Consider the following 12,652-nt stretch of genomic DNA (forward strand, 5'->3'; position numbering starts at 1 on the left):
ATGCGAGGGGGCGCGGTCGACAAACTGAGGGCGGGGCTGGTCAGCGTGGAGCGGGCGATGCTCAGCGACACGCCCGGTCCGCTCGAAGCGTTGTACCAATCCGGATTCGTTGCCGATGCTCCCGAGGCGTACTGCGCCCGGTGCGGTCGCAGCGTTGGGCCGGGGGAGTTCGTCGACGGCCGGTGCGGCGCGTGTCGCCGCGCGAAGATCCCTTGGGACGGGCTCGTGCGACTGGGCCGATACGATCACGCGCTGCGGGAAGCGGTGCACGACTTCAAGTTCAACCGTTGGCACGCGGTGGGCGAACACCTCGGAACGGCCCTGGGCGCCGCCGTGACCGAGAGGCTGCGACTGGTGGCTGGACATGCTGGCGAGCCCGAGGGGGCGGTGCTGGGCAGATCGATCGTCACGCCCGTGCCCATGAGCTTCTGGCGCCGTGCAAGCCGGGGCATCGACCACGCCACGTGCCTTGCTCGGGCGGTCTCTCGCGGATCGGGGCTGCCCTACCGGAAACTACTCACGCGTCGCCATCGGCCGGCCCAGACCGGGCTTTCGGCCGCGGCCCGCAAGCGGAACCTGCACCGCGCCATGCGTGCTGTCGTGCCCGCTGAGGCGCTTCAGGGTGTCCGGGTGGTGGTGCTGGTCGACGACGTGAGCACGACCGGGGCGACGCTGGCCGAGGCTTGCCGGGCGATCCGGTCGCTGAGTGGCTCGAAGGCCGAGCCCGTGGTCCTGGCAGCGTGCATTGCGCTGGCCGAGCCTGGTCGTCGGGGCGTCGATAGCGGGGGCGTTCTCCCGCTCGTACGGACCGCAGAGGGCCCTGCACGGGTGTCTGGGCGTGCGGGTCCCAAAAAAAGTGGAGCAATGGAAGCTTCGACGCTTGACGCAGGCTGAGAGAGGTGTATTATCTCCACCGCTTCGGCCACGGCCGGCAGCGGGAACCGGGGCCGGCAAGCGGATGCGAGTCGAACCCAACGCTCTTTGAAATCTAAGCGGTCGAGATGCCCTCGAGAGTGTGAGGCTTTGCCGATGCGGATCATCACCCGCAGACCCCGACCCGGGGTTGGCAAGGCCGGTCAAACCGGTGGCCAGGATGCACAGATCCTGGTCGTTGGCGCACTCTCGTGATGAATTTGAGTACGCCAACTAGACCGTCGTCTTTGCCGACGACGGCTCGTGATCACTTGTGATCGCGAGAATGACCGGCCGCTGCCGCCTGACAGGCTTTGACTGTTCGGGTTGCAGCGGTTACAACGGATCATTCTGAGATTGTCGGCAATCGGGTGAAAGCTCGGTTGTCGCTTCAATTGAAGAGTTTGATCCTGGCTCAGATTGAACGCTGGCGGCATGGCTAAAGCATGCAAGTCTGGGAGAACCTTCGGGGGACACCGGCGAAAGGGCGAGTAACGCGATCGAACGTACCCCAATGTGGGGGATAGCGTCGGGAAACCGGCGGTAATACCCCATGTGCTCTACGGAGGAAGTTGGGAGCGGCGATCGTCCTATCAGGTTGTTGGTGAGGTAACGGCTCACCAAGCCGAAGACGGGTAGCGGGTGTGAGAGCATGGCCCGCCGCATCGGGACTGAGACACTGCCCGGACTCCTACGGGAGGCTGCAGCGACGAATCTTCCGCAATGCGCGAAAGCGTGACGGAGCAATGCCGCGTGTGGGATGAAGGCGCTCTGCGTCGTAAACCACTGTCAGGCCCTAGAACCAACGATCAGGGCCAGAGGAAGGGCCGGCTAAACTCGTGCCAGCAGCCGCGGTAAGACGAGTGGCCCAAGCGTTAATCGGAATCACTGGGCTTAAAGCGTGCGCAGGCGGACCTTCAGGCGTCCCGTGAAATGCCCCGGCTCAACCGGGGAATTGCGGGGCGAACCGTTGGTCTTGAGGCAGGTAGGGGGGTGCAGAACTGTCGGTGGAGCGGTGAAATGCGTAGATATCGACAGGAATGCCGAAGGCGAAGGCGGCACCCTGGGCCTGTCCTGACGCTCATGCACGAAAGCGTGGGGAGCAAACAGGATTAGATACCCTGGTAGTCCACGCCGTAAACGATGCACACTAGATCGGAGGAGGTCTGACCCTTTTCCGGTCGAAGCGAAAGCGTTAAGTGTGCCGCCTGGGGAGTACGGTCGCAAGGCTAAAACTCAAAGGAATTGACGGGGGCTCACACAAGCGGTGGAGCATGTTGCTTAATTCGAGGCAACGCGAAGAACCTTACCTGGGTTTGACATGCACGGATTAACTCTGTGAAAGCAGAGCCACGCCCGCAAGGGTGGAACGTGCACAGGTGCTGCATGGCTGTCGTCAGCTCGTGCTGTGAAGTGTCGGGTTAAGTCCCTTAACGAGCGCAACCCCTATCGTTAGTTACTAACGCGTTATGGCGAGGACTCTAACGAGACTGCCGGTGTCAAACCGGAGGAAGGTGGGGATGACGTCAAGTCCTCATGGCCCTTACGCCCAGGGATGCAAACGTGCTACAATGGCGTGTACAGAGCGATGCTAACCTGCGAAGGTATGCAAATCGCAAAAAGCACGCCCCAGTTCGGATTGCAGGCTGCAACTCGCCTGCATGAAGCCGGAATCGCTAGTAATCGGAGATCAGCTACGCTCCGGTGAATACGTTCCTGAGCCTTGTACACACCGCCCGTCAAGTCATGGAAGCCGGGAGCGCCCGAAGTCGCCACGATTCAGTGGTGCCTACGGCGAGTTCGGTAACTGGGACTAAGTCGTAACAAGGTAGCCGTAGGAGAACCTGCGGCTGGATCACCTCCTTTCTAAGGGATTTCCTTAGACTCGCGGGTCGCCTTTGACCAGGGCAACCCACGGAGTGCGAACTCCAGCGAGCGATCAAAATCGTCAGTACACTCTCGTTCGCACCGCTGCGGAGCAATCCGCAACAACGCGACGAGCCAGCCGGTGACGGCTGGCGAGGAATATCTCGACCGCTTTGGACTTGAAACGGCCCGGAGCAATCCGGGCCGTTTTCTTTTGGCCGCACACCATTCCTCACCGGAATCGGTGCGGCCGCACCCATTGGCCGATCGACATTCAACATCGCGCGACCAGTCTCGACGCACATTCCTACGCTTCCAGGAACACATGAACCCAGACCAGCCCACGCCATCCGAAGATCGCTCGCAGATCAAGCTTGATTCGCAATCCGCCACGCGACGGGGAAGCCACGACGACGCCAAGACGCTCGCGATCGATCTGGCGCGCATGCTCAGCGACGACAAGTGCGAGGGCGTCGTGGTGCTCGACGTCTCGGGGCAGAGCCCCGTCACGGACTACATCATCATCGCGTCGGGCACCAGTGATCGGCAGATGGGCGCAGTGCTCGATCATGCGATGGAACTCGCGGACGAGTCGGGCATGCCGGCGGTTCGGCAGGCGCGCGACGAGCGTTCGACCTGGCTGCTGGCAGACTTCGTCGACGTCGTGCTGCACATCTTCGAACCCAACACGCGGGCGCACTACGACGTCGAGAGTCTGTATCCGGACGCGACCGAGGTCTCGTGGGCCCGGCCCGATCAGATCGATCGAAATCGCGCCGGCCTCAGGCCCGACGAGCGTTTCCCGCAATGACGGGCTCACCGTCCACGGTGCACGTGTCGACGGCTGGTGATGGTTATGACGTGCTCGTGGGCAGGGGCCTTCTAGCAGAGCTCGGCGGCTGGTGCCACGAAGCCGGGCTCAACCCCCAGCGGATCCACGTGTTCGAAGACTCCGGCGTTCCTGAGAAGACGCGCGAAGTGGCGGTGGGGTCGCTGGGGTCGGCGGCCGTCACGCGAACGGTGCTTCGGCTCGACGAAGGTTCAAAGACCATCGCGACGCTGGAGCGCATGCTGGTGGAGATGGCTGGGGCCTCACTCGAGCGGTCGGACCTGGTGGTCGTGATGGGGGGTGGCATCCTGGGCGATGTTGGCGGGCTCGCGGCGTCGCTCCATCGACGTGGAGTCCGCGTCGTGCAATGCCCGACCACGCTCCTGGCAATGGTCGATGCGTCGGTAGGCGGGAAGACCGCGGTGAATCTCCACGCCGAGATCTCGGGCGAGGGCATGTTGCTCAAGAACGCGGTCGGTGCCTTCCACCAGCCCTCGCTCGTGGTTGCCGATGTCGATGCGTTGCAATCGCTCCCGCCTCGCCATCTCCGAGGCGGCCTGGCCGAGTGCATCAAGCATGCCGTGATCGCCGGCGAGAGGGGGGAGGGGCTGCTCCACCTCGAACAGCTCTTGTCCGCCATGCCGACGTTGCTGGCGGGTGACCCGGAGGCGCTTGTTTCGCTGGTTCGCGCCAGCGTTGAGCTGAAGGCGGGCGTGGTTGCAGGCGACGAACGTGAACTGGCCACGGGCGCGAACGCCGGCCGCCGAGCCCTGAACCTTGGGCACACGTTTGCCCACGCGATCGAGGGCTGTGGGCAAACCCGGGTTCTGGTCGACGGCCACGAAGTCCATCCCGAGCACGGCGAGGCTGTTGGTCTCGGGCTCATCGCTGCGGCGGTGCTGGCGGAAAAGCTTGGCCTTGGATCGGCGGACTTGACCGATGCGATCCGCCGGACCGTCGCCTCGGCTGGCCTGCCCGGCAGGCTCTCGTCGAGTCCGAGCTTCAACACGCTGATGGCGGCGATGCGGCAGGACAAGAAGGCCAGTGGCGGCCAGTTGCGGCTCGTGCTGCCGACGCCAGCGGGCGTGGTGATGCGGGATGACCCGGGCAATGAGCCGCTCGGTCGTGCATGGCGTGCGCTGCTTTCGGCGGACTGAATTGTCGTGTTTGCGACATATTTGGTGTCAAATTAGATAAGTTGTCGCGGCTGGCGCTATCTTTGGAGGCGTTCTCGCGAACATCCCGATAACGCGGGCCGGAAGGGTTGACAGAGGGAGGTGTAGTCGCTGGCTGATGGCGCCAGGGTTCGATCCGCTGCATTCGCTGGGCAGGAGCCCCCATGCGCACGATCGCGATCGTCAATCAGAAGGGTGGGTGTGGCAAGACAACCACGGCCATCAGCCTGTCGGGGGCACTGTCCGCCCGTGGCAAGCGCGTCCTCCTGGTCGACATGGATCCCCAATCCCACTGCGCTGCCGGCCTTGCCATTCCGGAGGCGCATATCGAGCTCGACGTCGGCGACGCCATGCTGGCCGGATCGCCCGCCTCGCTCGACCGTTCGAAGCTGCTCTGGCGCATCGGGAGGAACCTCGACCTTCTGCCGAGTCGCATGAAGCTGGCCGGGCTCGAGGCGAGCCGCGGCGGCCTTGCCACCCTGGAAGACAAAGAACAGCGGCTGGGCAAGGTGGTTTCGAGCCTGGACGGCTATGACTTTGCCATCATCGATTGCTCGCCTTCCATCGGCCTGTTGACCTACAACGCGCTGTGTGCGGCCGACGAGGTGCTGATTCCCGTCGAGATGAGCTACTTCTCCCAGCAGGGCGCCAGCCGGCAGGTTGCTACGTTGCGCAGCTTGGGGCAGCGTCTGGGACGGCAGGCCAGGCACTGGATCGTCCCCACCATCCATGAGCCCGATGCGGCGTTGCCGTGCGAACTGCTCGAGCAACTCCGCGGCCGTTTTGGTTCGCAGGTGTGCCCGACGGTCATCCACAAGGACGACAAGGTCAAGGAGGCCGCGACGTTCGGGCGGCCCGTGGGCGAGTACGCCCCGCAGTCCCAAGCTGCGCAGGATTACGATCAACTGGCCGAGTGGGTGCTGGGCCAGGACGTGCCCGAGGCATCGGGCGGCACCCAGCGCGAGGCGGGCTTTGCGGCTGGTTCTCGGTCGCCCGTGCCGCCGCCGTCAGAACCATGGGCGGAGGCCAAGCCTTCGGTCGAGGCCTCGCAATCGGTGGCCCAAGTTGCCGAGCGAGCACGCCGCACGATGGAAATCGAGGGGCCGGCGCCACCCGAACAGGCCCAGGCGCGTCCTGCCGAGGCTCCCGTGTCGGCGGCGACGGCTCCGGAGCCCACGAGCCTGGAACTCGAGCGTTTGCTGCTGCCAAAGCACGGTTCGGAGGCGTTTGGCATCCATGCGGTCCGGGGCGGCGTGTGGCTGGTTCAGCCCATCGGGCTGGGCCGAGGCGTGGCCGTCGCGGGCGAGTTCAACAATTGGTCGGCCCAGAGCCACCGGTTTGACCGATATCCGAAGTTGGGCGTGCATGCCCGGAAGCTCGAACTTCCTCCCGGGCGGCACGCGTATCGATTGGTGGTCGATGGCTTCTGGACGGCGGACCCGTTCAATCCCGATGCCGTGACCAATCCGTTCGGCGAGCCGAACAGCATCGCCGAGGTGCCCGACCCGCGACGCGACGTCGGGTCCTCGGGCCGAGACGACCCGCAGCCTGCGGCGTAGGGCAGGCCACGACGCCCGAGAGGATCTCTGGGCAGGACACGCGACGGAGCGCACCAGGATGTCCGATCAATCGTCGACGACGTATCCCGGCTCGAGCAATGGGGCCGCGTTCGAGACGCGCGGCGAGCGGCGTCCGGGCCCGTACGACCGGGCCGATTCTCCCGAAGGCGTCTCTGACGACCTGGCGGCGCTGTTTCTCGGCATGAACGACGACGACGAGGCGCCTGCTCCGTCGACTCAGGTCGAGCTCAAACCAACCGGGGATTCGGGCCGCCCCTCGCTGTCGCTCCTGGTGCTGGGCAATCTGCCCGTGCATGCGCCGGGTTGGGCGACGCAGTACGCCCGTGACCGCCATCGCAACACTGGTCGGCCTCTGGGCCTGTTGACGCTTGGCGACGAGTCGGCCCGGCTGGAGGTCTTCGGCGTATCGGGCTTGCAGGGAACTGCCGACACGGACCTGCGGCGCGCCATCGAGCGGTTGGCCCGGCTGGAAGTTGATTTGCTGGTGCGCCTTCCCGAGGCCGAAGCGGGGTGGATTGGCGGGGAGTGTCGGATCTCGTCGATGACGATCCTCGCGGGCGCCGACGATCCGGCGATCGTTGGCGCATACCAGATCATCAAGGCCATCGTGCAGGACCTGCCACCGGATGTGCCCGGGCCGGCGATGCGGATTGCCGTTGCGGGGGCGGCCGAGGCGGTCGCGACGGACTCGGCGGCGAAGCTCGCGCAAGCGGCCCAGCGTTTCCTTGGCTTGTCGGTCGACGCCGAGCCGCCGGTCCTCCGCATCGATGCTGGTGCGTCGACCGAGTTGTATCACGGCGAGCCGCCCGCATGGGCCGACGTGCCCGACCTGCTTGGACGCATGCTGGAGCGTCGCGATGGCGCGGATGTTCGCACGCGGCCCGACGCGGGTGATGGTTTCGAACCACGGCGACCACAGGTGCCCGTGGGCTTCGATGCCGAAGGCGGCGAGATTCCCCACGCCAAGTCCAAGGCGAGGCCCAAGGCTTCGACGCCCGAGCCGCCGCGCGCCGACATGGCCGAGGCAAGGCCCGATCAGCCAACGGCCGCACGACCGCTGCCCGATGGGCTCGCGGCAGTCGAGGTGTCGTGTCCATATGCACACGGCGTGAAGCTGGCTGTCGATGCAAGCGGCGTCCTGCACGCCGTGGCGTGGGCTGCCGACAGCGAGCGAGCGTCGGCGGCGGTGCGAGACCTGGTCGTGGTTTCGAGTTGGCTGCGCGACCACGCCGAACTCGTGGCGGTGGTCATGGGCCGGCGGCTCTCGGGCCTGCCCAGCGTTCGACACCTGGTGCTCGACGATGCGCGAGGGGCGCTGGGTCTGGCGCAGGGCGAACTGCGGCTGCACGTAGCGGCACCCAATGCGCCGGTGCTGATCGATCTGAACTGAGGCGCGATCCTGAGCGCATGAAAAAGCCCGGACTTCGTCCGGGCTGATTTGATTTGGGTTTGAACGTCAGGCGGTCTTCTTGGACTCGACCCGCAAGTCGTCGAGGGTCATCTTGCCCTTGAGATCGTCGACGTCGATGACGTACTTGTCGCCCTCGTGGTCACGCTCGGGCAGCTCGTAGAGCAGGTCGAGCATGAGGTCTTCCATGACGCCGCGGAGGGCGCGGGCGCCGGTGTCACGCTTGAGGGCCCGGTTGGCGATCTCCTTGAGCGCTGCCTTGGTGAACTGCAGCTTGGCGCCCTCGAGATCGAAGAAGTGCTGGTACTGACGCACCAGGGCGTTCTTGGGCTGGGTCAACACGGTCATCATGACGTCCAGGGTCAGCGGCATGAGCGGGCTGATGATCGGCAGGCGGCCGACGAGCTCGGGGATCATGCCGTACTCGATGACGTCCTCGGTGGTCGCCTGGGCCAGCAAGGCGCCGCTGCGCTCGCCGACCTGGGTGGCGTCCTCGCCGGTGCCGAAGCCGATGCGGCTGCGGCCGACGCGGCGGCGGATGATGTCTTCCAGGCCCTGGAACGACCCGCCGCAGATGAACAGGATGTTGCTGGTGTCGACCTGGATGTACTGCTGCTCGGGGTGCTTGCGGCCGCCCTGCGGGGGCACGTTGGCCACGGTGCCCTCGAGCATCTTGAGCAGGCTCTGCTGGACGCCCTCGCCCGAGACGTCGCGCGTGATCGAGACGTTCTGGCTGGTCTTGCCGATCTTGTCGATCTCGTCGATGTAGATGATGCCCCGCTGGGCGGCGTCCAGGTCGAAGTCGGCGGCCTGGAGCAGCTTGAGCAGCAGGTTCTCGACGTCTTCACCCACGTAGCCAGCCTCGGTCAGCGTGGTGGCGTCGCCGATGGCGAAGGGCACCTTCAGCATCCGCGCCAGCGTGCGCGCCAGCAGCGTCTTGCCGCTGCCGGTGGGGCCGATGAGCAGGATGTTGCTCTTGTCGAGTTCGACCGAGGTGTCGTTGCTCTCCAGGTGCAGCAGCCGCTTGTAGTGCGTGTGCACGGCGACGGCCAGCGTCTTCTTGGCCTGTTCCTGGCCGATGACGTACTGGTCGAGGAACTCGGTGATGTTGCGGGGTGTGGGCACCTCACCCAATGCGCTGCCGACCGCCGAGACCTTTCGGCGCTCCTGGCGGAAGATGTTCAGGCACAGGTCGGTGCAGGGGTTGCAGATATAGACCTGCCCCGGCCCTTCCACCATGGGTCCGACCTCTCGGCTGGACTTGCCGCAGAACGAGCAGGTGGTGACGCGGCGTCCCTTGAAGCCGTCATCGCCGCCGCCCGGCTTGGTCTTGCTGAGGTCGTTTCCGCCGTCTCGGGTGTTCTTTGCCATGCTCTTCCCACTGCGTCCCGGCCGGGCCCCGTGCCCAGCGTCAGGACTGTATCGACGCGTTCCTCACCCATCTGGATGCAAAAGAGGCGTTGTCGTGCGTGTTTTTCTCTACCGGCCGCGGGGCGGGTCGGTTTCTCGGTCCGCATCACCAACTCCCGAACCCCGGCTGGATGTTCCGGTCGGCTTGGGTTCGGCCTTGACCCTGGCGATCATGGCTTTTCGGACCTGCTCGTACTCTTCCTGGGACATCTCCCCGCGGTCCACCATCGACCGCATCTCCTCCATCGTCGAAAAGGCGTGGCGATCTTCGAGCCGCTGCCCGATCATGCGTCGGCGGATCATCAGGAGCGCAACGGTACCGATAACCACGGCCACGATGAGCGCCCCGATCCAGACGAGCAGTTGACCGGTGTCTCCGCTGCCCGAGGCCTGGCCGAGCCATGCCTGTGCGATCAACCCCATGCGCTGGCCCCGCCCGAGGCGATGAAGGAGCGGATGGGCTGGATCAGCCGCGGCATGACCGACATCTCGATGATGCGCTCGCCGCAACGGCCCAGGTCTGAGAACTCCAGCTTGGGCGTCGTGACGTCGTCCATCGGACCATGCCGCCGGACCGTGAGATAGACGCTGATGGGCTCGCCTTCGGGGCCAAGGCCGGGATTGGGGGCAGGCCGGGTCTTGATCTCGAAATAGGCCTCGCTCCGATTGGGGATGCCGTTCCCTCGGAGGGCGACGCCCAGGATGGGCTGGGCGTCGATGGGCGCGGCGTCCATGTCTTCCACGAGGCTTGCCAGCGGCGAGCCTCGCAGGAGCGACTCGAACACGATGCGGTCGTGGTCGCCAGGCGCATCGATGTCGAAGCCGAAGAGCGTTTCGTAGTAGTCGATGTCCAGCGGGTTGATGCCCAGGTAGTACGGGGCCAGTTCGAGCACGGCGGCGTGGAGCTGGTAGGCCTGTTGGAAGGACTCGGGGTTCACGGCGCCGGCGCGCACGCAGTTGCCCCGAACGGCGACCCAGTGCTGCGGGGTCACGCCCGGCGCTGATTCGAGGGCGAGTTCTCCCTGCACGTGCCGGAAGGTCTGCAGGGCGGGGAATTCCTTGCGGAGGCGGTCGAACAGCTCGACGGTGACCTGGCGCGTGGCGTCGATCTCGCTATGGAATGCGAGCTTGAGGTTGACGTACATGTCCGAGCAGAGCGCCTTGTAGCTTTCGATGGCCTGGGTGTCGATGGGCATGTTGGTCATTCCTTCGATCCGACGTGCGGGGCAGGATGTCGACGCCCGGAGGCGCCCGGCTCGGACGGAGAGCGTCGATCAGTGGACGATGCGAAACCCTTCCTCGCCATCACGGACCGGCTGGTCGTGATGGTTGGCCTGGGCGATGCGACCGTGCATCGCCTGCGAGAGGGCGTCCAGGAAGCCCTGGACGTCTTGCGGCTGGCCCTGCGCTTCGAGCCAGACCGTGCCGTCAGGCTCGTTGCGAACCAGACCCGTCACGGGTCGCGGCTGGGCAATGGACCTGGCGGTCGCTCGAAAGCCCACGCCCTGCACCTGCCCGAGATAGCGCACCGCCGTTCGGATCGCCATGATGGACAGCGTATCCATGCTGCGTGGGCCGGGTGGCCGTGGCCGGCGGATGAATGGCGTATCGTGTAGGGCGCGAGGCGAGCAACGGAGTGCCATGAGCGATCGAGGGGACATCGAGCGGGTCTTGGCGGCCACCGACATCGTGCGGGTCGTCCGCGAGCGGGTGGAGCTTCGCGAGAAGGGCCGCGAGTGGGTCGGGCTGTGCCCGTTCCACGATGATCGCTCGCCCTCGATGTTCGTGTCGCCGGCCAAGCAGATTTTCAAGTGCTTCGCCTGCGGGGCGGGTGGTGATGCGCTGTCGTTTGTCCAGAAGTACGACGGCGTGGAGTTTCCGCAGGCCCTGGAGCACCTGGCCGAGGTCGCCGGCGTGGAACTCACGCCCAAAGGGCGTCGAGCGCCATCGGGGCCTGGGCGGAGCGAACGCACCAGCGCGCTGGAAGCCAACGCCTTCGCGCAGGACTACTTCCGGCGATCGCTGGTCGATCCACGAGCGGGGCAAACAGCCCGAGCGATGATCGAGCGCCGGGGCATTTCGCCCGAAATGGTCGAGGCCTTTGGCATCGGCGCCGCCCCGGAGGGCTGGGACGGGTTGGTGCAGTCGGTGCTCCGTGCGAAGCGGCCCGTGGAGGCCTTTGCCGCGGCCCAACTCGTCAAGGCTCGCGAACAGGGCGGCGGACACTACGACGTGTTCCGTAACCGGCTGATGTTCCCTATCCACGATCAGGGGGGGCGTGTGATCGCCTTCGGCGGTCGGCGGCTCAACGACGATGACCCCGCCAAGTACCTGAACAGCCCCGAGAGCCCGGTCTTCAAGAAGTCGGGCGTCTTGTACGGTCTCTGGAAGGCTAATGCCGGCATCCGTCAGGCCGGCTTCTGCATCGTGACGGAGGGGTACACCGACACCATCGCCTGCCACCAGGCCGGATTCACCAATACGGTGGCCACGCTCGGAACGGCATTTACGGCCGAGCACGCGGCGCTGCTCCGGCGCTTGTGCAGCCGGGTGGTGTTGCTGTTTGATGGCGACGAGGCGGGTCTCACGGCGGCCGACCGTGCGGTGGGCGTGTTGTTTGCCGAGCCGCTGGACGTGCAGATCGCGATCCTGGGCGAGAGCGACGATGCGAAGGACCCCGATGATCTGCTGAAGCAGCCGGGCGGCAAGGATCGGTTTGCCACCATGGTGCGCTCGGCCGCTGATCTGCTGACGTTTCGGTTCGAGCGATTGAGGCAGCGACTTGCCGGCCAGGGCCGCTCCGCGTTGCTGAAGGGCGTGGAGGACGAGGTGCGATGGCTGGGCGAGCACGGCTTGCGCCAGATCGAGCCGGCAAGGCAGGACAGGATTCTGGCACAACTTGGCAACCTGAGCGGTCTGGACCAGTATCGCCTGCGTGAACTGGCCTTGAGCGTGCCTCGCCGCGCCCGGGCCGCGGGGACGGATGGCTCTTCCGTGGAGCCGGGAGGCCGTTCGGCGGCGATGTCGGCGGCGGATCGCCTGCTGGGCGTGGTTCTCCTGGAACCCAAGGCATGGGGATTGCTGAGTGAGGACGATGCCATCATGCTCCGCGATGCCGTTGCCGGCGGTCCGAGCGAGCCCGTCGCGGCGGCCGTGGATCACCTTGCCGCCGAGGGGGAAGCCATCTCGATGGCCGTGCTGCGAGGGGTTCTGGAGGAAGATGCCTTCCAGTGGGCCAGCACGCTGGTGGCGTGGGCCGAGCGCGGTTCGCTCCTGTCGAGCGATGGCGGGGGCGGAGGCGATGCGGATGGCGCCCTGGGGCCTTTGGTGGCCGGGCTCATGCGTCAGATCCTGGGTCGCCAGACGAGCCAGGAGGTGGACCCGTTCGAGCGGATTCGGGCCCGCCGGGAGCAACTGGCCCGCTTTCAGCACGATCCGGGCCGCATCGCTCGCCCGTCGTAGGGTGTTCTCG

General features: G+C 65.8%; 10 protein-coding genes and 1 rRNA gene. 7 read left to right on the forward strand and 4 right to left on the reverse strand.

Annotated elements, in window-relative coordinates:
• From RIE32_00790 to RIE32_00815, 6 genes are all read left to right on the forward strand, one after another.
• A complete protein-coding gene (locus RIE32_00790) occupies window positions 1-894 on the forward strand; it encodes a hypothetical protein (protein ID MEQ9094779.1) in 894 nt (297 codons plus the stop codon).
• A 410-nt stretch (window positions 895-1,304) separates the two neighbouring features.
• Window positions 1,305-2,778, forward strand: a 16S ribosomal RNA gene (locus RIE32_00795).
• Between the two features lie 325 nt (window positions 2,779-3,103).
• Window positions 3,104-3,589, forward strand: a complete 486-nt coding sequence (rsfS, locus tag RIE32_00800; GenBank protein MEQ9094780.1) for a ribosome silencing factor — start codon at window positions 3,104-3,106, stop codon at window positions 3,587-3,589.
• Complete coding sequence (locus RIE32_00805; GenBank protein MEQ9094781.1) at window positions 3,586-4,764, forward strand: 3-dehydroquinate synthase family protein; 1,179 nt, start codon at window positions 3,586-3,588, stop codon at window positions 4,762-4,764. Before rsfS ends, RIE32_00805 begins: the two co-directional genes overlap by 4 nt.
• Before the next feature lie 182 nt (window positions 4,765-4,946).
• The gene (locus RIE32_00810; GenBank protein ID MEQ9094782.1) at window positions 4,947-6,341 is read left to right on the forward strand and encodes an AAA family ATPase; all 1,395 of its coding nucleotides are present in this window, start codon (window positions 4,947-4,949) and stop codon (window positions 6,339-6,341) included.
• 58 nt (window positions 6,342-6,399) lie between these two features.
• Window positions 6,400-7,752: a hypothetical protein gene (locus RIE32_00815; protein MEQ9094783.1), complete on the forward strand. Its 1,353-nt coding sequence runs from the start codon at window positions 6,400-6,402 to the stop codon at window positions 7,750-7,752.
• Window positions 7,753-7,818: 66 nt separating this feature from the next.
• On the opposite strand, the gene clpX is transcribed toward RIE32_00815, so the two are convergent.
• From clpX to RIE32_00835, 4 genes are all read right to left on the reverse strand, one after another.
• Entirely contained in the window at window positions 7,819-9,141 is a 1,323-nt protein-coding gene (gene clpX / locus RIE32_00820) for an ATP-dependent Clp protease ATP-binding subunit ClpX (GenBank protein MEQ9094784.1), read from the reverse strand.
• Between the two features lie 108 nt (window positions 9,142-9,249).
• Window positions 9,250-9,603: a hypothetical protein gene (locus tag RIE32_00825; GenBank protein MEQ9094785.1), complete on the reverse strand. Its 354-nt coding sequence runs from the start codon at window positions 9,601-9,603 to the stop codon at window positions 9,250-9,252.
• Window positions 9,594-10,376 (reverse strand): hypothetical protein, encoded by a 783-nt coding sequence (locus RIE32_00830; protein MEQ9094786.1) that lies wholly within the window; start codon window positions 10,374-10,376, stop codon window positions 9,594-9,596. Before RIE32_00830 ends, RIE32_00825 begins: the two co-directional genes overlap by 10 nt.
• Window positions 10,377-10,454: 78 nt before the next feature.
• Window positions 10,455-10,727, reverse strand: a complete 273-nt coding sequence (locus RIE32_00835) for an acylphosphatase (protein ID MEQ9094787.1) — start codon at window positions 10,725-10,727, stop codon at window positions 10,455-10,457.
• Between the two features lie 94 nt (window positions 10,728-10,821).
• Here RIE32_00835 and dnaG point away from each other — a divergent pair, with 94 nt between their 5' ends.
• The gene (dnaG, locus tag RIE32_00840; GenBank protein MEQ9094788.1) at window positions 10,822-12,642 is read left to right on the forward strand and encodes a DNA primase; all 1,821 of its coding nucleotides are present in this window, start codon (window positions 10,822-10,824) and stop codon (window positions 12,640-12,642) included.
• Window positions 12,643-12,652: the final 10 nt, after the last annotated feature.

Source organism: Phycisphaerales bacterium (genome assembly GCA_040221175.1).
Classification (GTDB): domain Bacteria; phylum Planctomycetota; class Phycisphaerae; order Phycisphaerales; family UBA1924; genus JAHCJI01.